The sequence below is a fragment of the Vibrio sonorensis genome (genome assembly GCF_001854765.1).
Classification (GTDB): domain Bacteria; phylum Pseudomonadota; class Gammaproteobacteria; order Enterobacterales; family Vibrionaceae; genus Vibrio; species Vibrio sonorensis.
Window position 1 is genome coordinate 105,476 of record NZ_LJJE01000069.1, and the last position, 25,100, is coordinate 130,575.

24 protein-coding genes and 2 pseudogenes are annotated in these 25,100 nt (G+C 44.1%); 14 read left to right on the forward strand and 12 right to left on the reverse strand.

Annotated elements, in window-relative coordinates; genetic code table 11:
* Positions 1-130 precede the first annotated feature (130 nt).
* Both BLO31_RS12640 and BLO31_RS12645 read right to left on the reverse strand, forming a co-directional pair.
* Positions 131-604 carry a GNAT family N-acetyltransferase gene (locus BLO31_RS12640; protein WP_070967005.1) on the reverse strand — a complete coding sequence of 158 codons (474 nt, stop codon included), beginning with the start codon at positions 602-604 and terminating at the stop codon, positions 131-133.
* Between the two features lie 91 nt (positions 605-695).
* Entirely contained in the window at positions 696-1,256 is a 561-nt protein-coding gene (locus BLO31_RS12645) for an SOS response-associated peptidase family protein (RefSeq protein WP_070967008.1), read from the reverse strand.
* 428 nt (positions 1,257-1,684) lie between these two features.
* On the opposite strand from BLO31_RS12645, the gene BLO31_RS12650 reads away from it, so the two are divergent.
* A complete protein-coding gene (locus BLO31_RS12650) occupies positions 1,685-3,097 on the forward strand; it encodes a trypsin-like serine protease (RefSeq protein WP_070967012.1) in 1,413 nt (470 codons plus the stop codon).
* 14 nt (positions 3,098-3,111) lie between these two features.
* Here BLO31_RS12650 and BLO31_RS12655 read toward each other — a convergent pair whose 3' ends face one another.
* Positions 3,112-3,312 carry a hypothetical protein gene (locus BLO31_RS12655; protein WP_070967015.1) on the reverse strand — a complete coding sequence of 67 codons (201 nt, stop codon included), beginning with the start codon at positions 3,310-3,312 and terminating at the stop codon, positions 3,112-3,114.
* A 29-nt stretch (positions 3,313-3,341) separates the two neighbouring features.
* Here BLO31_RS12655 and BLO31_RS12660 point away from each other — a divergent pair, with 29 nt between their 5' ends.
* The 4 genes from BLO31_RS12660 to BLO31_RS12670 all read left to right on the forward strand — a co-directional run bounded on the left by BLO31_RS12660 (position 3,342) and on the right by BLO31_RS12670 (position 8,473).
* On the forward strand, positions 3,342-4,337 hold the full coding sequence (locus tag BLO31_RS12660) for a 2-hydroxyacid dehydrogenase (protein WP_070967020.1): 996 nt from the start codon (positions 3,342-3,344) through the stop codon (positions 4,335-4,337).
* Between the two features lie 169 nt (positions 4,338-4,506).
* On the forward strand, positions 4,507-7,242 hold the full coding sequence (locus BLO31_RS12665) for a PAS domain-containing hybrid sensor histidine kinase/response regulator (RefSeq protein ID WP_245688494.1): 2,736 nt from the start codon (positions 4,507-4,509) through the stop codon (positions 7,240-7,242).
* Entirely contained in the window at positions 7,239-7,763 is a 525-nt protein-coding gene (locus BLO31_RS24535) for an Hpt domain-containing protein (RefSeq protein WP_245688495.1), read from the forward strand. The genes BLO31_RS12665 and BLO31_RS24535 overlap by 4 nt, the downstream gene beginning before the upstream one ends.
* Complete coding sequence (locus BLO31_RS12670) at positions 7,760-8,473, forward strand: response regulator (protein ID WP_070967023.1); 714 nt, start codon at positions 7,760-7,762, stop codon at positions 8,471-8,473. Before BLO31_RS24535 ends, BLO31_RS12670 begins: the two co-directional genes overlap by 4 nt.
* A gap of 11 nt (positions 8,474-8,484) precedes the next feature.
* Here the strand turns inward: BLO31_RS12670 and BLO31_RS12675 are convergent, their stop codons facing one another.
* Positions 8,485-9,102 (reverse strand): LysE family translocator, encoded by a 618-nt coding sequence (locus tag BLO31_RS12675; RefSeq protein WP_070967026.1) that lies wholly within the window; start codon positions 9,100-9,102, stop codon positions 8,485-8,487.
* 158 nt (positions 9,103-9,260) lie between these two features.
* Here BLO31_RS12675 and BLO31_RS12680 point away from each other — a divergent pair, with 158 nt between their 5' ends.
* On the forward strand, positions 9,261-9,821 hold the full coding sequence (locus BLO31_RS12680) for a helix-turn-helix domain-containing protein (protein ID WP_070967029.1): 561 nt from the start codon (positions 9,261-9,263) through the stop codon (positions 9,819-9,821).
* Here BLO31_RS12680 and BLO31_RS12685 read toward each other — a convergent pair.
* The 3 genes from BLO31_RS12685 to BLO31_RS12695 all read right to left on the reverse strand — a co-directional run bounded on the left by BLO31_RS12685 (position 9,818) and on the right by BLO31_RS12695 (position 12,194).
* Positions 9,818-10,267 (reverse strand): thermonuclease family protein, encoded by a 450-nt coding sequence (locus tag BLO31_RS12685; protein WP_245688496.1) that lies wholly within the window; start codon positions 10,265-10,267, stop codon positions 9,818-9,820. The genes BLO31_RS12680 and BLO31_RS12685 overlap by 4 nt on opposite strands.
* Positions 10,268-10,378: 111 nt before the next feature.
* Positions 10,379-11,512: a DNA alkylation repair protein gene (locus BLO31_RS12690; protein WP_070967032.1), complete on the reverse strand. Its 1,134-nt coding sequence runs from the start codon at positions 11,510-11,512 to the stop codon at positions 10,379-10,381.
* A gap of 76 nt (positions 11,513-11,588) precedes the next feature.
* On the reverse strand, positions 11,589-12,194 hold the full coding sequence (locus BLO31_RS12695) for a TetR/AcrR family transcriptional regulator (RefSeq protein WP_070967035.1): 606 nt from the start codon (positions 12,192-12,194) through the stop codon (positions 11,589-11,591).
* A gap of 141 nt (positions 12,195-12,335) precedes the next feature.
* Here BLO31_RS12695 and BLO31_RS12700 point away from each other — a divergent pair, with 141 nt between their 5' ends.
* From BLO31_RS12700 to BLO31_RS24885, 3 genes and pseudogenes are all read left to right on the forward strand, one after another.
* Positions 12,336-13,421 carry an efflux RND transporter periplasmic adaptor subunit gene (locus tag BLO31_RS12700; protein ID WP_070967039.1) on the forward strand — a complete coding sequence of 362 codons (1,086 nt, stop codon included), beginning with the start codon at positions 12,336-12,338 and terminating at the stop codon, positions 13,419-13,421.
* A 51-nt stretch (positions 13,422-13,472) separates the two neighbouring features.
* Positions 13,473-16,291 (forward strand): annotated as a pseudogene (locus BLO31_RS12705) (efflux RND transporter permease subunit).
* On the forward strand, positions 16,291-16,533 hold the full coding sequence (locus BLO31_RS24885; RefSeq protein WP_281182268.1) for a hypothetical protein: 243 nt from the start codon (positions 16,291-16,293) through the stop codon (positions 16,531-16,533). The pseudogene BLO31_RS12705 and the gene BLO31_RS24885 overlap by 1 nt, the downstream one beginning before the upstream one ends.
* 31 nt (positions 16,534-16,564) lie before the next feature.
* Here BLO31_RS24885 and BLO31_RS12710 read toward each other — a convergent pair whose 3' ends face one another.
* Complete coding sequence (locus BLO31_RS12710) at positions 16,565-18,037, reverse strand: C69 family dipeptidase (RefSeq protein WP_070967042.1); 1,473 nt, start codon at positions 18,035-18,037, stop codon at positions 16,565-16,567.
* A 186-nt stretch (positions 18,038-18,223) separates the two neighbouring features.
* Positions 18,224-18,883, reverse strand: a complete 660-nt coding sequence (locus tag BLO31_RS12715; RefSeq protein ID WP_070967045.1) for a potassium channel family protein — start codon at positions 18,881-18,883, stop codon at positions 18,224-18,226.
* Positions 18,884-19,038: 155 nt separating this feature from the next.
* Between BLO31_RS12715 and BLO31_RS12720 the strand changes: the two genes are divergently transcribed.
* The 5 genes from BLO31_RS12720 to BLO31_RS12740 all read left to right on the forward strand — a co-directional run bounded on the left by BLO31_RS12720 (position 19,039) and on the right by BLO31_RS12740 (position 22,337).
* Complete coding sequence (locus tag BLO31_RS12720) at positions 19,039-19,521, forward strand: peptide-methionine (S)-S-oxide reductase (RefSeq protein ID WP_070967048.1); 483 nt, start codon at positions 19,039-19,041, stop codon at positions 19,519-19,521.
* A gap of 154 nt (positions 19,522-19,675) precedes the next feature.
* On the forward strand, positions 19,676-20,437 hold the full coding sequence (locus BLO31_RS12725; protein WP_070967052.1) for an energy-coupling factor ABC transporter ATP-binding protein: 762 nt from the start codon (positions 19,676-19,678) through the stop codon (positions 20,435-20,437).
* The gene (locus BLO31_RS12730; protein ID WP_070967057.1) at positions 20,412-21,026 is read left to right on the forward strand and encodes an energy-coupling factor transporter transmembrane component T family protein; all 615 of its coding nucleotides are present in this window, start codon (positions 20,412-20,414) and stop codon (positions 21,024-21,026) included. Before BLO31_RS12725 ends, BLO31_RS12730 begins: the two co-directional genes overlap by 26 nt.
* Before the next feature lies 1 nt (position 21,027).
* The gene (locus BLO31_RS12735) at positions 21,028-21,573 is read left to right on the forward strand and encodes a biotin transporter BioY (RefSeq protein WP_070967061.1); all 546 of its coding nucleotides are present in this window, start codon (positions 21,028-21,030) and stop codon (positions 21,571-21,573) included.
* A gap of 29 nt (positions 21,574-21,602) precedes the next feature.
* Complete coding sequence (locus BLO31_RS12740; protein ID WP_070967065.1) at positions 21,603-22,337, forward strand: BPL-N domain-containing protein; 735 nt, start codon at positions 21,603-21,605, stop codon at positions 22,335-22,337.
* A 392-nt stretch (positions 22,338-22,729) separates the two neighbouring features.
* Here the strand turns inward: BLO31_RS12740 and BLO31_RS12745 are convergent, their stop codons facing one another.
* The 3 genes and pseudogenes from BLO31_RS12745 to BLO31_RS12755 all read right to left on the reverse strand — a co-directional run bounded on the left by BLO31_RS12745 (position 22,730) and on the right by BLO31_RS12755 (position 25,038).
* Positions 22,730-23,209 (reverse strand): helix-turn-helix domain-containing protein, encoded by a 480-nt coding sequence (locus tag BLO31_RS12745; RefSeq protein ID WP_217495125.1) that lies wholly within the window; start codon positions 23,207-23,209, stop codon positions 22,730-22,732.
* A 31-nt stretch (positions 23,210-23,240) separates the two neighbouring features.
* Complete coding sequence (locus BLO31_RS12750; protein WP_070967069.1) at positions 23,241-23,588, reverse strand: DUF4258 domain-containing protein; 348 nt, start codon at positions 23,586-23,588, stop codon at positions 23,241-23,243.
* 407 nt (positions 23,589-23,995) lie between these two features.
* A pseudogene (locus BLO31_RS12755) lies at positions 23,996-25,038 on the reverse strand (GMP reductase).
* Positions 25,039-25,100: the final 62 nt, after the last annotated feature.

The window sequence follows — 25,100 nt, forward strand, 5'->3', positions numbered from 1 at the left end:
AACGCTGCATTATTTTAGTTATCTCTAAACAAGGTAGCAGTGAAATCAGCGAATGGGGGTGAAATTTTGATAAAACCAACACTATATTTGTTATTGATATTTCAATAATTTTAACGTGTTGATAGCCAGCCTACGCTGACAAGCCCAACAGCATAATATGCTGTGGACCGGCGGGCCCACCGCGATAGAGTTCTTCCGTATCGTTAAATCCCGCCTTCAAATAAGCAGAATATGCAGCGGGATTTTTGCAGTTTACAGTGAGATAGATTTTCTCAAAGCCACTGTATTGCCGAGATAGATATTGAGCTAAAGACTTGACGGCCGCTTTGCCCAACCCACGACCTTGTGCTCTTTTGTCTATAAAAAAGGCTCTTAGTCCAAGTGATTCACCGTCGCAGAAGGAATAATTGCACCAGTAAGTGGTATCAATAAGGAAAAAGCCGACGACTTCACCGCCTGACAAAATCAAGTGCGGGTGAACATCATTGTTCACAACAGCGAGGATTTCATTAATTGTACCTACATAAGGCAACTGATCGTCATGCACTTCGAGTTTAGCTACTTGCTCGGAATAATCTGAGGTTAGCGGGGTTAACGTTACCAAAACGCTTCTCCATAATCTGTTTTGAGGTTGGGAATAGTATTCACAGTAGCTAAAGATATCAATCTTTAACGTTAAGATAAGTACTAAAACCTTAGCATTTCACAATGTCTAATGGTTCATTCCAAACGGTAGATAGCAAATTATCCGCCTCTCTACGATTTCCTAATATCCACGATTCGACTTGGTTCGCATGTAAGAGAAGTGGCATGCGATGGTGGTATGGGGAGCACTGAAGATTTGGCTGAGTCGTTAACGTCACCAATCGACTATTTTTCAAACCTATTGCGGCCATGTACAGGGTATTATTGCTATGGTCGCGAAATAGGTACTTCACTTTGCTATCATCGCAGAGTTGCCACTCATACCAACCACTGCATGGAATGGCGATTCGAACATTTGCATATCCATCCTTAAACGTGCTCTTACTCTCAACACCTTCAACCTTAGCATTGATAAGGAGCCGGTTCGCCCATTCTGGTTTTAAGCCCCAGATACCATTGCGCTGATCGAGTTTCCCTTCTACGTTAGCAATAGCAGAAATATTTTGCCCCGGACAAACCTCAGCAAGTGAACTTGGTGTAAAGCGAATCTTTAACTGCTCAAACACCTGTTGAGCTAAGGGGTCATCAATAACGTTTAGTCTTCCACACATCCTTTTGCTCCTAGACTCTCCGATTCATTGATCGCAGATATTATTTATGTTTTTATTATAATCGACTACAAATGTTCTTATTTCGACACCCCAAATAGCAATCAACTTACAATACCCAGTTGTCCATCTCATACCCGCAATAATTAACTGAGAATTAAATAGATTAAACTTCAAATATAATAGACGGCAATTCAAACATTAAAAAAATAACAAACAAAATCTTCAAAAACCTTAATCTTGCAGGAACAATGGAATAATTAAAAAAAACAAAGTGTTGATTATCAATACCTGACTTAGTTCGACATCAATTTTTAACATTCTTCAATAGCTCACCAAATTAACAATTGATTACTTCGTCTGAAGATTACTGATTAATTCATCAGCATAATGTTTGTCTATTAAAACAATTAAAAGGATATTAATTACTCATGGTTAAGGTGTTAATTATAAGTTTCATTTCTCTTATTTTGTCAATAAACGCTTATGCGATTAGGTTAGGAGACAATGTTTCAGAGTCAAATTACAAAGACTATGTCGTACGCTTCGAGATAAAAGATGCGGCTGGAGTAACGTCGTCATGTGGCGGTCTATTAATAGGAGGAGAGTATATTCTCACTTCTGCACAATGCGTTGGTACACCCATTTATACGACATTCCACTCTCATAATTTCTGGATAGATAATGGGGCTGCAAATGACATAACTCTCTATCAGGGTATAGAGTTTTCTACGTCTAACCAGACCTCTACGACTTACAGCGTCGTTAATTTTTTAGGTGACCGCTCAAGCGTTTATGATGCCGCAGAAAGAGAAATTAACGAATTCATTTTTATGTTTCCAATGACTGGTTTAACTTATCATACTACCCATTACAATCGCGCTCGAATGATATCGACATTTCAACACGATATCGCCTTGTTAAAGCTAGGCACAAAGGTAAAGCAAAAACATCACGCTAAATTACACGAACTTTATAATCCGCGTGAAGGTTATAGTACTCAACCTATTTGGGTCATAGTTCGTGGATGGGGTTTAGATGAAAATGGCACTCAGCCTTTAACAATGCAAGAAACAAAAGTCATATACAACACCGATTCATCGAGTTATTACATTTTGAATGCATGGGATCATCTTACCGACACTCGATGCACCAATGGTGGTAATGGACAAGAGTGCTATTACCGACAAGATGATTATTTACAAGCCACGCCTGAAAGAATTGGGGCAACACCAACAACTGGTGATAGTGGCACTCCGGTCGGCGACCGCGAGGTGTACGCAATAATCAAGTCAGAAGTGGTTAATTCACCAGTTGATCGCCAGGTACAATTTACTCACTTGAGTTGGTACATTCCTGCTCTTGCTTCGGCTATTAACAGAGTAGTCGCTCCAACTGATATTGTATTAACCTTGACGAATAAAGTAGTTAGCTTTGAAGTTCAAAATTTTTCTGGTACCGCCGACACCCTTGCTCCTACAATGACTGGCGACTCAGCAAACTTCTCGGTCAGCGGGTGTGAGGTAACGCTTCAACACATAGATTCTTGTAGAATAACGCTTGAACACAATGGTCTGACAGGAGAACAACAAGCCGTACTTTCTCTCAATGACAATGCTAATACCACCATACCAGTAAAGTTTGTTAACGACTCCGAAAGTCCTGCTATTCCCGAGGGAGGGACAAACATAAACAATGACGAAAGCAATAATAACACTAACAACCAAAGTAACGGCAATACCTCACCTGCAGAACAACCAAACCAGTCGGGAGGTGGTGGTGGCAGCATCAGCTTTGGTTTATTTATTTTCATCGCTTTGTCACGCTATTTACGCAAAAAATAGCACTGAGAATATCGTCATTTATGTGCCGCATGTAATTGCGGCCTCTTTTCACCTTTACGTTTGCCCCCTCGCTGGGAGATGGCCTTCATCAAAATTTCCTCAGTACAATCAATAAAGCCACAGTAAATTTGTGGTTTATTTATAGATGCATTTAGTGATAAGTATAACTGGCTTGCCCAATAAACAACTTTTTCATTGATAACAGGCAATTGCATTTTACTCCAACTTTTGAGGAGAGATATTTATGACCCAAGTAGCCATTTTTAGCTCTAAGTCTTACGACGAAAAGTCGTTTAAGCAAAACAACAATAACAATCAATTTAAACTGCACTTTCACGATTTCCAACTGACAGAAAAAACCGCCCGTATGGCTGACGGTTGTGAAGCAGTTTGCGCCTTTGTAAACGATGACCTTTCCGCACCTGTTCTTTCTGCATTAAAAGAACAAGGTGTAAAGCTAATCGCTATGCGATGCGCTGGATTTGACCGCGTAGATCTAGCAGCTGCTAAGTCTCTAGGACTGCAAGTAGTGCGCGTTCCGGCTTATTCTCCAGAGTCTGTAGCCGAACACGCGGTTGGCATTATGATGTGTCTAAATCGCCGACTACACAAAGCGTATCAGCGTACTCGCGATGCTAATTTCTCGTTAGAAGGCTTAGTCGGCTTTAACTTCTACGGCAAAACGGCGGGAGTAATTGGTACGGGTAAAATAGGCTTAGCAACCATTCGAATCCTTCGTGGACTTGGAATGAAAGTACTTTGCTTTGACCCTTACCCAAGCGATGCCGCCATTGAGTTAGGTGCTGAGTACGTAGACAAACCAACCTTATTTAAAAACAGTGACATTATCTCGTTGCACTGCCCGATGACAGAAGAGAACCATCACCTTCTTAATCACGCTGCGTTTGATCAAATGAAAGATGGCGTTATGGTCATTAATACCAGCCGCGGTGAGTTACTCGATTCAGCAGCCGCTATTGAAGCCCTTAAAAAAGGCAAGTTAGGCTCCCTTGGACTCGATGTTTATGACAACGAAAAAGAACTCTTTTTCCAAGATAAATCAAACGACGTGATAGTTGATGACGTCTTCCGACGTCTATCAGCTTGTCATAATGTTTTGTTTACTGGTCATCAGGCGTTTTTAACCAATGAAGCTTTGGGGAATATTGCAGACACCACGCTAAACAATATCAAGGCGCACTTTGCCGGAGAGCGCTCTGGCAACGAACTGGTAGACTAACGACTACTAGGCTGAGTAAGTTCCTCACGGGCTTACTTAGCCTCTCGCGCTGACCTAATAAAAAAACATTTTTTCATCTGTCCGCTACTAAAGCGTACAACATCACCTATATTTACTCATATTGTTGCACATGATGTAACAGGTAAGTTGGCGATGCGGACAGAACAATATGAAAAATCCATTTACCTCTTTTCTGTGGGAAGAACAAAAGCCCTCAGACCACGAGCCCCAACTAGAGTTTGGAAATGCCGTCCTCGATGAACTGCCGGACGGTGTTGCAATATGTGATGCCAAACTTGGCTCTCACTCCGTTTACTATGCTAATCGTGCATTTCTTAGCTATTACCAAACCACTAGAAGTGAATTACTAGGCAGTAACCTACTCCAGTTTGTAAACAGTCAATGCCACCATCAAAGTAAACTCACCCATCTGTTTCACGCAGTAGACAGTGAATCAACTGAAATAGAAATCGGCCACTGTCACCCAGAAAAGTGGTTGCGCGTTTCCACCATTCGAATCAAAAACGCCAAAATAGAGAGTGAATACATTGTATTTACTCAAAGCGACATTTCGGAAAACCATGCCATCAAAGGAGCATTAACCGACAGCAACTACAAGTTGGAAGCCATGATTGCAGCGCAGAAAGAGCGACTAACCGAACACGAAGTGCAAATGGGGGTAATGTTTGAGCAAGCGGCCGACTCCATGCTTCTGCTCGATAGAGACAACAATATCATCGACCTCAACGACGCTGCACAAACCATGTTTATGTACCAAAAAGACCGAGTGGTCGGTAAACATGTCACCACTCTGCTTCCCGGCTTAAGCGACGACTTTATCGAGTTTAAGCTATCGCAAGTGCAAAAATATCAGGAAGTACAAATCGCCAAGCTCGACGGTCGCTCCGGAACCGCGGAAAGCCTGCCGTTAATGGGATACATCCGTAACGTATCGTTAAAGTCCGGTTCTTATGTAGTGGTCGTTCTACGCGATATCTCCCATTACCTATCCGCTGAAAAAGAGTTAGCGAGAAGCCAATCTGAACTAGAAGAAGTCGTTAGGCATTTAAACTTGGCGACTCAAGCGGGGGGAATTGGTATTTGGAACTGGAACTTTATCACCGACAACCTCGAATGGGACGAGCGAATGTACGATATGTATGGCGTCGACCCTGAAAATGGTGAAAACAACTACGTCATGTGGCAAAAACGCGTGTTACCCGAAGACGCAGAAGTCGCAGAAAAACTCCTCAACGAGGCAAGAGAAAACCTCTCCCAGTTTAATACCGAATTTCGCATCCGAGTCCCATCGGGGGAAGTGCGTTGGATAAAAGCAGCGGCTGATGTCATTTTTGACCAAGAGACCAACAAGCCAATTGGTATGGGTGGTGTCAATATCGATATTACCAAAGAAAAAAATGCCCAAGCCTTTTTAAGACATGAAAGCGAGATCGCTCAAGCGGCCAACGAAGCCAAATCGATGTTTCTTGCCAATATGAGTCATGAAATCAGAACACCCATGAACGGTGTGGTCGGTATGCTGAGTTTACTCAGTGAAAGTGACTTAAATAGTGAGCAAAGTGAAATGCTAGTTACGATAAAAGACTCCGCATTAACACTGCTACACATTATCAACGACATACTCGATTTTTCAAAAATTGAAGCTGGGCAAATGTCTTTGGAGAGTGTGCCTGTTGAACTTCAAGCCTTACTGGAAAGAACCGTCGATGTGCTTTGGCTTCAAGCCGATAAAAAAGGCATAGAAATGTATGTCACTTACGACAGTAAGCTTCCAAAAGTGATCATGAGTGACAGCGTGAGACTGAGCCAGATTATGCTTAATTTGGTCGGCAACGCAGTTAAGTTCACGGAAAACAAACACGATTTGCAGGGTAAGATTTGGATATCCGCTTCCCTTAAGTCTAATGGCGTCGCTCCCTGCATCGAAATCATTGTCGAAGATAATGGTATCGGAATGACCGAAAACCAAGTGTCGAAGCTGTTTAACGCATTTACTCAAGCCGATACCAGTACCACGCGGCTATATGGTGGAACAGGGCTCGGCTTATCCATCACCCGCTCTCTATTAGAGTTAATGGGCGGGGATATAAAGGTAGAGAGTAAATTTGGCCTAGGTAGTCGATTCCTTGTAGAAGTACCGTTTATCGAAGTAGAGTCCCCTCCTGAAGACAATGACCGCGAAGATATGGAAGGCGCTAAGCTGCTGTTGCTATCACAACACCACAACATCAGTACTTTTACTGGTTTAATGCTGATGGGTTATGACTGCGAATTTAACCAGATAGAAACCAGCTCTAGATTAGAGGAAATGCTTCAAACTGCCGAGAATGCCAACCACAAATACGATGCGCTGTTGGTTGGCCCAGACATAGATTTAGCAGAGCTAGATAAAGCCTCTTCGCACTCCCGTAGCGCCAAGATCAAAAAAATCGTATTCACCAAAGAAGCAGCTGCGGTTAAAGGCATGATTTCAGATAAACACTACGTTGTCTCATGCGCTCCACTTAAACCAAGTCAACTCATTCAAGCAGTCGGAGTTGTTAGAGGAATTCGCAAACCGAGCGAAAAATCGGAAGAGACAAACAGTAGTCGCCATCTTAGCTCTTCTAAAAAAGACGTTAGCATACTTGTCGTAGACGACCAGCCGACCAATCGAGACGTCATCTCACGACAACTCAGCTACCTCGGTTTTGAGTGTCAAATGGCGGAAGATGGAAAAGACGCTTTAAATCAATGGCAAAATAGTGATTTCGATTTAATTCTAACCGATTGTCATATGCCAGTTATGGATGGCTATGAGTTATCGCGTTCGATACGCCAACAGGAAAGAAACGATTCTACCTTGGGCACACGCCGATCCTCGCCATCACAGCCAATGCCATGATGGAAGCATCCGAGCAATGTATCGCCGCAGGTATGGACGACTACCTCACTAAGCCTGTAGAGCTGAAAACCTTGGGTAATACCATAGAAAAATGGCTACATCTCTCTCCCCTTCCTACAAAGCAAACCTTGCGAGCCGACGAAGAAAAGAGGGAGCAAACACAGGCCCCAATATGCCTGACAGCATTGGAAAACATCCTTTGTACTACCGAGCCGGAAGTTATTGCGCCGTTGTTACAAGGGTACTGGGAATCTATTTTGGAAGACTTCCAACTGTTACAAACGGCACTAAACAACCAAGAAGCGGAATGGGTGCAACAAATATCCCATGCGGCAAAAGGGGCTGCGCGCAGTGCTGGTGCGCTGCAAATTGGCGACCTAATGGAGTACTTGCAGGATCATGCGATGGACCAAGATTGGCAAGACTTAACCGAGCACGTTGAGCAAGTGAAGCGTGCAATGGAAAAACTAGAACACTTCCTAGTAGACAATGGATATGTAGATACGGAGACGTCGCAATGAGTGAATATGACCCTACAGATTTCACCATTTTAGTGGTCGAAGACCACAGTTTTTCACGTAAAGCCCTTATCAGCATGTTGATGAGAGCGGGTTATGAAAACATCTTAGGGGCCAAAGATGGTGATGATGCGCTATCTAAGCTCAATGAGAACCGAGTTGACTTGGTGATCACTGACATTAACATGCCAGTGAAAAATGGACTTGAGCTAATCAAAGCCATTCGTACCCACCACACGCAAAATCCGATATATACGCGGATTATCGCAGTAACGACGTTGCAAGACACGGCTACCATCGCCGCGTGTATGACGCTAGAAGTCGACGCCTTCTTGGTTAAACCCATTACCGTTCAAAATGCACAAGAGAAAATTCAACTCGCCATTTCCGAACCTAAAAAGCTCTACCAGCAGCATCTGTATGAATCGGTTTCTACTGAGATTGAGCTCAATCCTTCCAATGTCAAACCAAAGCGAGTCGAAGGGAATCGAGTCTATGGCATTCAATCTGAGTTTCACGTTGCAAACAGCATGTCAGAACTTAGAGATGGGATGACTCTGTTAGACGACATATGCGTTTCCAATGGTGGTTGCCTTGTTAAGGCAGGCTCGGTCATCAACCAAAAAACCTTAAGGCGGCTTAAAGAACTCTCTTCTATTATCGATTTTTGTCCAACCCGAGTGAGAGTCGATCAAAAAGATATGGTTGGTTAGTTGGCATTATCTTAGATTAAAGAGACTTGATCAGCGATATCCATCGCTACAGGAAGCACTGAAATCAATAAAAGCGCAGCCATACAGTAGTTAAATGCTAAGCGATACGTTTTTGTTTTCAGTGCATTTCTTAACACGGAACCAAACAACAACCAAACGCCCACCGCCGGGAAAGAGACCAAAAAGAAGGTGGTAGCAATGGTGAGGTTTTGAGTAAAAAACGATTCTCCTGCCGTGGTAAAAGCAGATACCGCGCCAATGGCAATTACCCACGCTTTGGCATTCACCCACTGAAACATCGCTCCTTTAACAAAGCTCATCGGCTTCGCTTCGCCGTCAGCTCTATCTGGTTCCCCTGACTGGCTCACCAAATACGCTAGATAGATCAAGTAGACTATGCCAGTTACTTTAACAATAAGTTCAAGCTCTGGAATCGCTTTAAACACCTCGCCAAACCCCATCCCAACGAGAAATAACATTAAGGTGAATCCAGTACATATTCCTGTTAGCAGCGGTAAACTCCGTTTGATGCCAAAGTTCACTCCTGATGACATAACCATAATATTGTTTGGCCCAGGTGTAACAGAAGACGAAATAGCAAACAAAGCGACTGATAACAGGTAATCCATAACCCTTTTTCTCCTTTTTCAAAGCTTGATGTAAAGAACTGACCACCTTCACATACCGTTAAAGTGACAAATGATATATTGAACGAGTGACTTATATACTGAACGAGATAAATTCGTTCGTCAAACAAAACGATCGTTTTTTATACTGAACAAAAAGAATGACTAAAGACAACAGCGCACCAATAGAGTTAATTGCCAGTACTCTACATCACGAAAGACAACGCACGGGTTTATCTATCGCCGAGGTCGCTAGACGAGCGGGAATTGCAAAATCGACACTTTCACAGCTAGAAAATGGTCAAGGCAACCCCAGCATCGAGACCTTATGGGCAATTTGCGTAGTCCTTGATATCCCTTTCTCTCGCTTAATTGAGCCACCACAGCCATTAACTACCGTTGTTAGAAGAGGTGAAGGTGTATCCGTGACGGCAGAGAAAGCCAACTATATGGCCACATTACTTGCCGCAAATCCTAGAGGCGCACGAAGAGATTTGTATTGGTTGGAGGTGAATCCAGGCGAGCCTAGATACTCAGACCCCCACAATGCTGGCGTGATCGAACATATCGTTATCACTCATGGCAGAGCAAAACTCGGACTCAACTCAGATCCGCAAATTTTAGAAATTGGCGACTATATCAGTTACCCAGGCGATCAGCCGCATATGTTTGAAGCACTAGAGGAAGGTACCACGGCAATCCTACTGTCTGAGTATGTTTAAAGCCTTTTGCACCAATTGATACGCTTGCCACCGTTATATGGGACAGCGAGTCCTTGATTGATCAAAGCCTGAGATAAGCTTTGGTCGTCAAGGTATACATCCGCTAGAAGCCGGAAGTATTTTCCGCGCCTGATGTTTTTTAGCTCGATTTTTGTTGCCCTTGCCAGCGCTTGTTTAGTAAAGGCTTTGGCTTCTTTTGCGGCGATCTTTTCCGCCTCGCATTTACCGCGAATTTCCGGCGCATCAACCCCCATCACACGTATAGAGATGTTTTGCCCGACGACATCTGGCCACCCCTGAATATTGACTCGGAAAGTATCTGCGTCGTAGACACTCACGACAGCCGCGACCATAACATCACCATAACTGGTTTTCTTAGCCGATGCGGGAAGACAAAAACAAACAAGGAGTAGAATGGCAATAAGGTTTTTCACGTAACTTTTCACGTAGCTATTCACGTAACTACTCACATAAATAAGGCTTTGAGAAAACAGAGAGCCATAGTTAACCAAGTCAGAGCATTAGAATCAAGCTACTCATTCTAATGCCCTTATAAGTTAGCTAGGCATCAGCAATTCAAACTCAGTTTGCGCCACGACCGAACCATTGATTTGCAACTCAACTTTGTGAACACCCGGATAATAAACTCGGGTCGTAATCGGCTTAATGGTGTGTTTTTTGGTTAGTTCAATAGTTTCACCGGCTTTTAATGGACTGGTTCGCCATTTAAAAACTTTAGGTGACGTAGAACCGTTGGCTTTTTGATGATGTACTATGTAGTCAACCATCAAAGATTGTTCGTGTTTAGCGCTCGATTTAATCATCGCGTTGATTTGAATAGAGCCACCATAAATCAATTGGCTAGCTGAGACCTCAAGTCGACATCTGCCCAATTCAGCTTTTCCATATCCCAGAACGTCGAGCGTTTTTTGATGCCCCTGTTTAATCAGGGTACGGCAGGCATGACGAACTAATTTTTTTCGGTTTGCGCTAGCATCTACTAGCCAACTCTCCGCAATGCTTGCCACTAAATCAGGATGATCTTTGGCGATGTCGTTTAGATTGTTTGCCACAGAGCGTCGAACATACTCGCTTGGATCGTCTTTTAGCGCTTCTAAAATAGGCACTATCGGTGTGGGATCTTGCACAAACTTAGATAAACGCATCCCCCACGGCAACCTTGGACGACTGCCTTCGCTTGCAAGACGCCTGACATGTAAATTGCTGTCCAGTGCCCATTGATATACGTGTTTTAAGGTCTTATCTCTTTCTAGGTCAAGAAAAGGGCGAATAGCAAATTCAGACGATGACCGCTTGGTCATCTCCTTGAGCAAATGCATAGAAACTTCAAAATGGTTTCGACCATAACAGGCAACATAGTCTGCCAACGGCATTACTGCCCATCCAGTAATACCCAAGTCATCAATGGAAGAGTCGTCCCATTCCTCTTTGAGCTCACGTCCCAAACTCGCTTCTAATATTTGAGCGGCTTGCTCAAAATCTGTCGGCAGAAAATCAGCCAGTGTATGGCAAATAAGGTCACTGCGTTGCTTTAGTTCTAACGAATCAAGCGTTTTTGCAATCTGGTCTACATAGCCCTGTGCGTCGAACTCTTGGTATTGCTTTTGAATAACGCTGGCGACATCGGCCACCATTTTGATATTGAGTAAGTTTTTAAACGGCTCCGCCATCTCTGTTCCTTGACTGACTAGTTGTTTTGTTAATCCTCTATCTTGTCAGACTAACCAAACTTACTGACAAACCGTGTCAGCAGCTCTTCAAGGTTTTTGCTAAAAACATCTCAACACAGTCGCGAAGATAGCGTTCTTTCGATTCCTCTGACTGTGCAATATCGCAGCCGAGGTAGTTCCAATAAACGGCCTTGCCGTGAAACATAAGTAGAAGTTGAACCGCGGCCTCTTCGCTGCTGAGTTTAAGCTCAATCGTTCCATCATCGACTTTTTTCTGAAGATAGCACGCCAGCGACTTAGTGGTTCTTTCTGGACCATATTCTAAATACGTTTCGGTAAACTCGGGATGTGTTTCAATATTGGCAACCGCATTTCTATAAGTTTGCTGTGCCCCCGGTTTAAGAAGCATCTCTTGAAACCCTCTAGCAAACTGAAACAAAACCTGATCAATAGGTAGAGTGACGTCTAACCCGCCCTCGTTGGCTTGATACTCAAGGCATTTATCCTTCATACAGGTTTCAAAAAGAATATCCTTGGTTTTGAAGTGCGCATAGATAGTTTGCTTAGATACGTCGGCCAATTTGGATATCGCATCCATGCTGACGGCATAGCCATAATTGCCAAACAGTTCCGATGCGGCATCAAGAATTCGATTTCTTTTTCGTTCACTTGCAGAAGTCATTGATCTATTCATCTCCTATTCACGTAAGTGTGACAATATCAATATCAAACTAGACAGTCCAGTTTAGTTGTAGTTTAATTATCAAATCAAACTAGACAGTCTAGTTTGATTTTAAGATTGGGCAAGACAAGGAATCCCACGATGCGCCGAAAAACTCTTAAATCTTCTTTATTAGTCGCTAGTCTTCCTCTGGTGCTTTCAGCGTGCACAGAGTCACAGGGCGAGGAAAAACAACCACTTAAACTAATTACTGTTCAATCTCAATCCGTGGTACTTCGTCAGCAGTATCAAGTGGAAAGAGAATACGTCGGCGTCGTCACCTCTGGTCAGAGAGCTAACTTGGGGTTTGAGTTATCTGGTAAAGTTTCTAACGTCTTAGTTGATGTTGGAGATATCGTTGAGCAAGGGCAACCTTTGGTCACACTCGACACCAAACTGTTATTTGCTGAAAGACAAGAACTTTTAGCGCAGCTCAAAGAAATTCGCTCACAAGAAAAGCTTAATAGTGCCAACTTAAGCCGTCAGTACGCGTTAAAGGACAAAGGTTTTAGTTCAGAATCTGAAATTGATACCCTCACCAGCAAAAAAGAGTCTCTCGCTGCAAACGCGCTTAGAATTCAATCAGCGCTAGATGCCAACCAACTAAAGTCAGACAAGTCGACCATTCGCGCCCCCTACTCCGGTATCATTAGTAAGCGATTCGTCTCCATTGGTGACGTTGTCGCAACGGGAACAGCGACTTTGTCTCTGCTCTCTACCGACCAAAAAGAAGCGGTGATTGGCGTGAGTCGTCAAGACCTCTCTGAATTTGAAAACCAGAAACAATTTACCGTTTTGGTAAACAGCCAACCCTACAAAGCAACGCTGATCTCTAAAGCTTCTAATGTCGACAGTAATTCTCGCAGTATCTCGTTGCGCTTCTATTTAGAAGATAGTAACGCCTTATTGGACGGTGAACTCGCTTACTTAAATCTAAATAAATCTTATCCAGAGCCAGGGTTTTGGATACCGACAACCGCTTTAACCGATGGAGTTCGCGGTACTTGGAACGTTTATTCACTCACACCAGAACCTGATCACAAATCCGTACAGCGAAGAGTGGTAAACGTACTTTACGCCAACAACGACGCTGTATACGTTCAAGGGAACCTGCAGTCCGGTGAGGAGATCATTGCCAATGGCCTGCACAAGGTCGTTCCGGGTCAACCAGTACTGAGTGTGGAGTAACGGGTTATGAATTTCCAATCCATACTTTCCAACACTCGTTTAATGGTGTTGATGGTGGCCTTTTTGATTGTCGCTGGGCTTTCTGCACTCAACACCTTACCAAGAGCCGAAGACCCAATCATCACTAACCGAAATGCGTCGATCACCACGGTATTTCCCGGAGCGAGCGCTAGCCGCGTTGAGTCTCTGGTCACTGAAGTCATTGAAAACAAGCTTAGAGAAATCGACGAAGTCAGTTTGATCACATCAACATCGAGAATGGGTATTTCTTCAGTCAGAGTAGAGTTGAAAGAGTCGATTACCCAACCAGAGCCAATTTGGTCACGCATTCGAGATAAGCTCTCTGATGTCGAGTCCCATTTACCCGATGATGCCCTTGCTCCTGAATTCGATAGCGACAGGGCTTACGCCTTTACAATGCTCGCTGGTTTATCTTGGCAGGGTGAAGGAGAACCGGATCTACTCACACTTGGTCGCTATTCAAAAGAGCTTGCTACTAGGCTACGCACCCTTTCTGGTACTGAATTTGTAGATGAATACGGGGCACCTGACGAAGAGGTGCTGGTTGATCTCGATATCAATAAAGCCGTTTCACTAGGGGTTTCCGCCCAACGTCTTGCCAATATGCTAGAAGGGGCAGATGCCAAAAACTCTGCTGGAGAATTAGTTAACAATAACTCTAGGTTTGCGCTAGAACTGACGTCTAACCTTGACTCAATTGAGCGCATCAGAAACGTCCCTGTCATGGTTGACGAAAGTGGGCATACCGTTCGCATTGGCGATATTGCGACAGTGAGTCGAGCGGCTAAATCTCCTTACGATGAAATGGCGCTTTTAGATGGCAAACCAGCCATTATGGTCGGCGCGCGAATGAACTCTGAACTCAGGGTAGACCGCTGGACACCCGCCGCTGAGCGAGTACTAAAAACCTTTAGCCAAGAGCTACCAAGTGAAGTGGCGGTAAAGACAGTATTTAGCCAACAAGGGTACACCGAAACACGTCTAACGGAGCTCAGCGAAAGCCTGCTCATCGGTTTAAGCCTAGTTTTGATTGTGCTCCTGTTTACGCTGGGTATCAGAGCGGCCTTAATCATTGCACTCGCTTTGCCTTTAACCATGCTAATGACCCTGACTTTAATGAGATTTTTGGGTGTACCGATTAACCAAATGTCCGTCACTGGTTTTATCGTTGCCTTGGGTATTATGGTCGACAACGCTGTTGTTATGGTCGATACCATTCAGAGTTATCGATTGAAAGGAAAGGCTAAACTAGAATCTGCGGTACTCGCTATCCAACACCTTTGGATCCCGCTATTAGGGTCAACACTAACCACTGTTTTGGCCTTTGCTCCGATCTTCTTGATGCCGGGACCAACCGGTGAGTTTGTCGGTGCCATTGCTCTTACCGTCTCTTTCTCATTAATTGGTTCATATTTGATTTCTCATTCGGTCATAGCGGCACTATCGAGTTTTGCTTTACCCAGCAAGCAAAGTAGCCAGTCGTGGTATCAAACTGGGCTGTCTGTCAAATGGATGAGTAGAGGATTTGCTTCGACAGTGGGCTGGGCAATTAAACACCCAGTATTGGCTATGATGCTTGCTATGGTTCTACCTGTCACGGGGTACTGGAGCATGTCGCAACTGACTGAACAATTCTTTCCCCCATCCGACCGAGACATGTTTGAAGTGCAAGTTTACCTTCCACCTCAATCCAGTATCTACGCCACTAAGCGGACGGCTGAGCACATCAATACACTTATTGCTGAAGAAGAAGGCATCGAACAAGTTCAGTGGATGGTTGGGGCTTCGTTCCCTTCGTTTTACTACAACATGGTTGGCGGCCAACAAAAAGCCCCTTACTTTGCGCAAGCAATGGTCAAGACCGATAACTTTAAAACTGCCAACGACTTGATCCCTCGATTGCAAACTAAGTTAGATCAAGCCGTGCCGCAGGCTCAGATTTTGGTCAGAAAACTAGAGCAAGGCCCGCCGTTTAGCGCGCCAGTTGAACTGCGCATTTACGGCCGCAATATGGAGACCTTAAAAGAAATTGGCAAAGATATACGACTTATTCTTTCTCAGATACCCCATGTAACGCACACGAAAGAAAGCTTAACGCCCGGAATACCCCAGTTAGGTTAACGGTTGACGAACAAGCGATTCAAATGAACGGGGTAACTCTTAATCAATTTGCCGGACTGTTGCAATCAACTTTAGTCGGTAGAGAGAGTGGCAGCCTGATTGAAGGCACCGAGTCCATTCCCGTCCGTGTCCGCATCAATGAAGGAGAGAGACAAAGCTATAAGGATCTCGCTAACTTGCGCTTTCCGCTGGTTGCCCCTGATGCTCCATTGGGTATGTCTGTAATGAACCTATCTTCTCTGGAATTACAACCGAGTAGCGGCGGTATTAGTCGACGAGATGGTGTGAGGGTAAACACTATTCAAGGTTACATTGAAGCTGGTGTATTGCCACAAACCGTGCTTAACGAATTTAACAAAGCGTTAGAAGAATATGAGTTCCCAGCGGGATATAGAGTAGAAACCGGTGGAGAAGCAGCGGAGCGTGATGAATCCGTCAATCAATTGGTGGCGAATATCTCCATGGTGACGGTATTGATGATTTTGGTGGTTGTACTCTCGTTTAACTCTTTCCGACTGAGCGGCATTATATTCTTTGTCGCCGGATTAGCTGCCGGACTTGGGTTACTATCGATTTGGATATTCAACTACCCGTTTGGTTTTACCGTTATTATCGCCTTGCTGGGTGTAGTGGGGTTAGCCATTAACGCAGCGATTGTAATATTGGCGGAACTGAGGCAAGCCCAGAGGCAAGCCGAGGAGACAACCAAGCAATACTCGACGCTGTAATGAGCTGTACTCGTCATATTACGTCGACCACTATCACCACCATTGGCGGCTTTATGCCACTAATTTTGGCAGGTGGAGGCTTCTGGCCACCGTTCGCTGTCGCGATAGCGGGCGGTACCGCCCTCACTACCATACTCTCTTTCTACTTTGTTCCAGCTGCGTTTAAGTTGCTCACCAAGTTCTCCTTTAAAAAACGAGAGCAACAGACTTTGGAACCTGACAAATTGCAACCAACAACCTAAAAAAAGCGGAGCCATTTGGCTCCGCTTCTAATTAAAGGTTCATGATTTTTTCAAACTCTTCCTTGGAGTATTTTTTCTCCGTGCTCTTGGTTAAATCTGTCATCATCTTATATCGAATATCTGTCGCCATTGATAACACCCGCTCTAACTGACCATAGGAATAATCAGATGCCATATCAGCGGCCGCTTGTTTGTCTTTGTTATACATGTCGATCAGGGTCTGATCTAAGTTTGCCACTTGCTTGTACAGCTTAGTTTCTTCTTTGTCCCAAGTCTGTTTAAGCAAAGGCAAATATTTATCAGGGTTTGCCGCAGCCAGCGAGGTCAAGCTTCTAAACTGCCAGTAGGCTGAATCATCGCTATAGGTGTCATCACCCACTTTGTAAGCTTTCGGGTACTCTGTAAGTGTGGAATAGAGAGGCACCAGCACCGATTCAGGCAATACGCCAAAGCTCTGCCAAATCAAGCCTTGAAATTCGTGTGGCATATCCGGCCTAAGCTGAATAATATGCGACTCCAACTGTCTTTCCACTCGCATTGGACGCTTGCCTATTTTTTCTAACTTTGTGCCTTTAAATGTTGCACCTAACACTTGGGCAACATCACTCACACTAATTTTATCATCTGGCTTTAGGAATAGAGGGTATTGAGCAAGGCGCGTGTTTTGCACTTTAGAAGGCGTAAGCATCTTTTGCCCTAGCCACTCGCGGTCTATATTGTATTCGTCCGCAATCACGCCAAAGGCTTTGGCGAAATTGAATGAAGAGGAATTCGGTTTTTCCAGCAATTTGTGTTTAGACACAAAATCAAAAACCCCCTTAGAGTGCAGAACATCGTCGCTTTTTAAGTTTACGCCGTGGATTCGCAAACCATTGGCGATCATGGCGTAACTGTCATCTGGCACTTTCACCGCGATCCAGTGGTGTCCTGAACCCACTTCAAACAGCCATGCTTCATTCACGTCGGCAATGTAGAGGCTATTACCTTCGCCGGCACCATACGTTTCGATATAGTGTCCCAGCAGCTCTACCCCTTGTTTCGCCGTTTTTACTTGAGGCAATATTAAACTAGGTATCACCGACTCGACGACGCCTTGTTTCACCAGAGGATCGATTTTGGAAACCGTTTCGTTAACTTCAGCACTGGTAGTGGCAGAAATTGCCACATTGTACTCATTGATGCCGCGCTCTTCGTAAAATTTGCCGTCTTTATCAACGGTAATGGCATCCCAATCGGGAATAGCCGAATAAGCATAAAATTGCTCTGGCATTGGAACCACTAAACCATTAGCGAGCTTCCAATCTCCCGCTTTGTTTTGCTGCGCAGGTCGATACTCCAGATATTTGTTCCAATTGTTAATACCGAAGTCTTCATTTCGGGCAATCATAATACTGCCATCGACAGAAGCACCTTTACCGACAATAAGTCCCGTACAGGCCACTGCATGACCACTCAATGCCACCGCTATGGCAGCTGTTAGTACCGTTACAGACCATTTTTTCATAGTAGTTCTCCGAAACTGGATTATGGATATGGTTGTGTTTGCGGTTATCGTTTTTATTAATAAGAATGTTCACAGCGAGTGTAACGACATATATGATGCTTTAATGAGCAACCCATCACAATAAACAAAGCATAAAATAGGAATAATTATCTGATATTAAAGGACTTTATTCACCCCAAACCGCACTTATTCAGTCGAATTTTGCGACAACCGAATACTCACCAAACTCGCCACCATAATCGCTAGATAAAAACTGCCAACAATAGACTCTAAAAATACGAAAAATTGAGAAATAGGCAGTGTTGGCGATATATCACCATAGCCCACTGTTGTTAAGGTAATAAAACTAAAATAGAGCGCATTAAATAAGTTGCTAAGCCAAGGCAATGCCTCTAAGCCACTAAATGCATTGGGGAATATTTCCAAAATTAGCAGATAAGTCGTCGCCCATGCCATTCCCATCAATAAGTAAATGCAAATGGATCCAATGATGTGATTTGGGGTAATCGTTTTTGCTTGCATCACCTGCTTCAATGCCGAATAGATATGCGAAACCAAAAACATCAATAAGGAGCTCAGAGTGACAATGGCGAGACTGTAGTCTTGGAACAGTGAAAACCCTCCGGTGATTGCTGCCGTGATCAACAGCAGTCCATACCAAGTTCGATAGAGGGGTCTTTTGCGATTGATCCCCGCTATTGACACCGCCAATGTGGCCACAATTAGAACTAAAAAGGGCTTTTGTCCTTCGGGGTTAAACTGCTGCATTACCGCACAACCAAAAAACAGCACCAGCAAAGCAAAAAACAAAAAGTAAAAATTGTCGTCTTTGGTTACGGCTTTCATTTTTTTATCCTTTACAAGTGGATATACCACTCTAGAGCCAATATTTAATCGAGTCCACTACCATTGGGCGTTCAATCTAACTCGTCTCTTGTAAACTCTGACTCAATCACGTTACATTGGCACCCAAGGGTTCAATTACAAACAGCAGTACAAATATGGAAGAGATCTATTTTGCAGGCGGATGCCTCTGGGGCGTGCAGGAATTCTTGAAACACTTACCCGGGGTTACTGGCACTCAAGCAGGTCGGGCTAACGGTTCTGCAACAGATACCAAATCCGATTACGACGGGTACGCCGAGTGTGTCTTGACTCGTTTCGATCCCAAAACGGTTTCCATCGACAAGCTTATGGATTACTTTTTTGAAATTATCGACCCCTACTCCGTCGACAAACAAGGCCCGGATACAGGTCGGAAATATCGCACTGGTGTTTACAGTAACAGCCGACAACACTTAGAAGCTGCCCAAGCCTATATTAATCGACGCCCCGATGCGGACAAAATTAAAGTCGAAGTGTTACCGCTTAGCAATTACGTCCCCAGCGATGAGGAGCATCAAGATCGGTTAACTCGTTGCCCCGATGACATCTGTCATATCCCAAAGCCGCTATTGCACAAATATAAATCGAATGATGGCTAACGCCAATAGCCCCAATCTTTCAGTGGTTTACCCAACCATTGCAAGTTGTTACTATGCGCTCCACAACCAGTGCGACTTAGCGATGGTTAGCACTCAACTTACTACTGTTAGGAACAAGCTCAGTTTTCAATAAATACCAGCTTGTATAAAAGAAATGACTAGTTCGACAGACCCGATCTCTCAACCTTCAAGTTCCACAACCTCTATCGACCTGACAAATGTCAGTTTTGCTATCGAAGGAAAAACCATTTTGGACAACCTAACAGTCCAAACGCAGGCTAAGAGGTTGGGTATCATAGGCCGTAATGGCTCTGGCAAGTCAACCCTGTGCCGTGTATTGTCAGGCTTGGTTGAAATAGAGTCTGGAGAGCTGTCTGTCTCTGGTATCAATCCGTACAAAGATAGAAAAAGAGCGATCCAAGAGATCGGCATGCTCTTTCAAAACCCAGATCACCAGATCATTTTTCCTACTGTTCTTGAAGAGATCGCTTTTGGTCTTCGTCAACTTGGAAACAAGAAGAAACAAGCTGATCAAATGGCGTTAGACGTATTGACCAACTTCGGAAAATCCCATTGGCAGAGTGTCCACACTTCCACTCTTTCCCAAGGCCAAAAACACCTTGTTTGCCTGATGGCCGTTGCTGCAATGAATCCAAACTTGATTATTTTGGACGAACCCTTTGCAGGTCTGGATATTCCTACCAAAAAACAACTGCAACGATATTTAGACAAGTTCGAAGGCAGCTTGATACACATCAGCCACGATCCTCAAGACTTAGAAAACTATCAAACACTGCTTTGGCTAGAGGGCGGAAAAGTGGCGGCGATGGGCAGTAAAGATGAAATTCTACCCAAGTATTTAGAAGAGATGCACCGTTTAGGAGAAAGTGATGATATCTCTGACCTCTCCAACTGAAACCCGCGCTCACCGCTGGCCTGCGGGATACAAACTCGCAGCACTATGCATTACAACTATCGGGCTGTTTCACGTAGAAAGCCTTATCATACACTCCCTTTTCCTCGCTTTTGTGCTGGTGTTATACGCCTTACCGGGAAAAGCCTTTTTTACAACAGGCCTGCGATATCTAATGATTCTATGGCCTTTTGTTCTCGTTGTTGCCCTTTGGCATTTTTGGACCCAAGAAATTGAACTAGGTTTAACGATTATTATTAGATTGGTCGCCGCAGTGGCTTTAGCCAACCTCGTTACAATGACAACTCGTCTCTCTGACATGATAGATGCCGTTCATTACCTAGCCCGTCCATTTAAACGTCTAGGGCTCAACACTAGAGCATTGGAACTCTCTATAGCATTGGTTATTCGTATGACTCCTGTCCTGCTCGCCAAAGGACAAAATTTGTCTATGGCGTGGAAAGCGCGCTCGGTACGCCGCTCTGGCTGGAGAATCATAATACCTTTTACCGTCGTCGCATTAGACGATGCTGACCACGTAGCAGAAGCCCTTAGAGCACGTGGTGGAACGACAAATCTGGAGAAAGATTAAAATGGAAAAAAACATCGCATATACCGCACTATTTGCAGCCCTAATCGCAGCATTGGGCTTAGTGCCTAAGATCACTTTGGCTTTTGGAGTGCCAATAACAGCGCAAAGTTTAGGTATCATGCTCTGTGGCACAATTTTGGGTGCTAAACGCGGTGGACTAGCGGTTCTACTCTTCTTACTACTTGTCGCGCTAGGTCTACCTCTTCTGTCTGGTGGCCGTGGTGGTCTGGGTGTTTTTGCAGGAGCGACTTCGGGCTTCTTAATCGGTTGGCCAATCGCGGCATTCGTCACTGGCCTTATCGTAGAAAAATGGCGCAATGGTTCACTGGCTATGGTTGCCGCTGTTGCATCGATTGTCGGCGGGATCTTTGTCATGTACCTGTTTGGTATTGCTGGGATGTCAATTGTTCTAGAAAAGAGTTTTGTTGAATCAGCAGCCTTGGTAACGGTATTTATTCCGGGTGATATTCTCAAAGCCATTATCGCAGGTGTGTTGACCTCTGCTATTGCTAAAGCTCGACCAGCTAGTGTGTTATCGCGATCTTAAACTATCTCAATCATTGAGAGCTAAAGACCGTGAAAATACTTATTTATACCGATAACGTCACAAGCAATCACATTCTCTATTACGCCTTGGGTAAATTACGAGGTAAAGAAGAGATCTATTTTGTTAATGCCAATGAAATTCTAAACGGCGCATTAACAACGGATATTGACCTGTTTGTGATGCCCGGTGGCGCAAGTCGATACAAATCGGCCAAACTCAACGGTTTGGCCAATGAGTTAATCAAGCAATACGTGGCGAACGGTGGCCGATATTTAGGAATTTGTGCCGGTGCTTATATGGCCTGCCAAGTGACCTATTGGGCAAAAGGCGAACCTTATGAAATCATCGCCAAGAACGAACTTGGCTTCTTCCCCGGTAACGCAGTGGGCCCTATAACCACTTATGGTCAAGGGGACAATTACAACGGTACTAACCCACGTGTTGTTCAGTTGGACTTCCAAGGTTCAAAGGTAGCATCGCTCTATATAGGCGGCTGCCAGTTTCAACCTAACGCGCTAGAGGGTTATGAGGTGGTAGCAACATTTGCAGACTTGCCCGGACAACCCGCAGCGGTCGTGACTGGGCAATACGGTAGTGGCACTTGGTTGTTGTCGTCCACACACCCTGAATATGACCAAGAAGCACTAGATATGCTGAATTTCCAAGTGGTTGGCAATGACTACCAATCTTACTCCCAACTCAGCAAAAACAGTCAGCTCAACCTAGACTTCTTTGATGAGCTGCTAAGCCGCTTGTTTAACTAACGATTAAGAGCCGCATTAGCGGCTCTTAGTTTTCGCAGCTTTGTCGTTATTTAAGCAATAACTCTGGTGGCAATTCGTTATCTGGCATCAATCTCTAAGAGAGTTTTCAGATCAATAAAGTTTTGAGTGTTGATAACTTGTACTCATATAGACACATGTATCAGAGGAGCTTATTGAAGCATGTATATCTATAGAAATAATAACCGCATAATTCATTAAGAAGATATGGTGTTAATTTAGAGGAAAAGGTCATAGTCTCAGAACTGTTACCATCTGTATGGAATCTAATACTTCAACTAAAATTCGACTAGCAACGTTGTTATCCATACAACCCCAGCGATTGGAACATCCAACTACTGGGTTTATTTCTAAGCATTTTCATATTTTTACTATCATGCAGACGCTACCCTCAACCAGTGATGGTTTTGCTCTTCCAAAACCACCAAATCACCCATCACGGTTTCCGCTTCGTTCTCTGCAAGTTTGTCGAGCAAAAACCTCAGGCTACTGTCTTCGTCTATAGACTCTAAAAACAGTTGTCTCATTAGAAGATCGACCGTTTTGGGTATCGCGCTTTCACCCTTTTCCCAGCGTCCCACGGTTTGCTGGTCTACTCCCATAATCTCACCTAATACACGGCGAGAGTGATTAAAGGTTTCTCTCAAAAACCGTAGTTCAGCACCAGTCAGAGGCTTCGACTTTTTCGCCAGATTTGAGCCAATAGCGACATGTAGAGCATCCATATCATCGATACTCAGGTACTCTTCATTATCAAAGGTCTCTAAAATGTATCCATTTTTCAGGTACACATTAGGCAAACCACACTCTATGTAGTGATAACCTATGCCCATGTAAGTGGCCTCGTTTAGCATGTTTCAATAATCTCAGTTACATTATCGTGGTTTATTTTATATTTATGAGCGTTAATACAAATGCTGTCGGGTCGTCTTCGTGTCTTCTCAGTACTAAGGGTATCCTTAAGGTTGAGCCGGAAGCCACTCCTTCAATGTTCATCTGCCAATTGCCATCAGGTCGTTCAAAAGGTGGCTCCTGAAAACGATTTGAACGGCTTTTTAGCACATTCATCACCTGCAAAATGGTGATATCTCGTTGTTTCATTCGCTGTCGTGCATGTTTGGATAGTTTGATTCTTCCTGTATGACTCGTCGCTAAATCTCGAACTATGCGTCTTGCCGTAGTTGGCGTTAGTGGAAACTCGGCAACAGCCAGAGGTTGGGTATCTCTAGTCATAGTCAGGTTTTCCTTTTAGCTATTCAAGCAAGACTTATACCGTCAGACTACACACTTTACAGACGTCGAGTTAACCACTTAATTGTATCAATTTGATATAAATCTAAGCCAAGATAGCTATTAAGACAACCATTTTGCATCAATTTGATACATTGCTCCGAATGTATCGAAACGTGGCAACTTTGGACTCATGGGTTCTCAAGGCTATTCGGCCTTTTGTAACTTACTGAACAAAGAATAAATAAGAAATAGATAAGTTTGAATGAAATCTTGCTGAGCGACACTATATATGCTGAAAACGATTTATACTTTTATTCGGTTTCATTTATCATTTTATTCGGCTGGCTACAAAAAAGAGCCGCAAAATGCGGCTCTCATTAATTCGTATTTTCAAAACAATCGTCAGATTACTCTTTACCAAACACGTTATTCTCTTGCTCGAGAACTCGGATAAACGTAGTGCGTTTGGTTAACTCGCGAAGCGCTGATGCACCTACGTATGTACAAGTTGAGCGCACGCCACCAAGAATGTCTTCAATGGTGAAATCTACACTACCTCGATAAGGCAATAGTACGGTTTTCCCTTCTGCTGCGCGGTACTTGGCTACCCCGCCGGAATGCTTGTCCATCGCCGACTGAGAGGACATTCCGTAGAACTTCATGTATGTTTTACCGTCTTGTTCTATGACTTCGCCGCCTGACTCTTCGTGTCCAGCAAGCATGCCGCCAAGCATGACAAAATCTGCGCCGCCACCAAAGGCTTTAGCAACGTCTCCAGCGCACGTACACCCGCCGTCACCGATAATTCGACCACCTAAACCATGGGCAGCGTCAGCACATTCGATAATAGCCGAGAGTTGTGGATAACCAACGCCCGTTTTTACGCGTGTGGTACAAACAGAACCCGGACCAATGCCTACTTTTACGATATCAGCACCAGCGAGTATCAGCTCTTCAACCATGTCACCTGTCACTACATTTCCAGCCGAAATAACTTTATCCGGAAACGCATTTCGCACACGTTGAACGTAATCTACGAGGTGTTCTGAATAGCCGTTAGCGATATCGATACAGATAAAAATCAGATCATTGCTCAGTGATAAGATATCTTGAGTCTTCTGAAAATCAGCTTCTGATGTTCCGGTAGAGACCATCACTTTACTTAGCGTTTCTGCGTCTGCACCCTTTACAAACTCTGCCCAGTCCTCAACTGTGTAGTGCTTGTGTACCGCGGTCATCACACCGTGTTTTGCCAGTGCAGCAGCCATTTCAAAGCTACCTACTGAGTCCATGTTTGCCGCAATAACTGGCACACCAGACCATTGACGACCGCTGTGCTTGAATGTAACTCGCGGGTTAAATTTACTTGAGAGCGGCTTTTTAAAGTAGAACGTTTCGGGCGAAACAGGACATCTTTAAAACCCAACTTAAGTTCTTGTTCGATACGCATTGTGTATTTCCTTGATTCATAACTTTATGTGTCTTTGCATAGTGCGTTGGTCAACTCGTTGG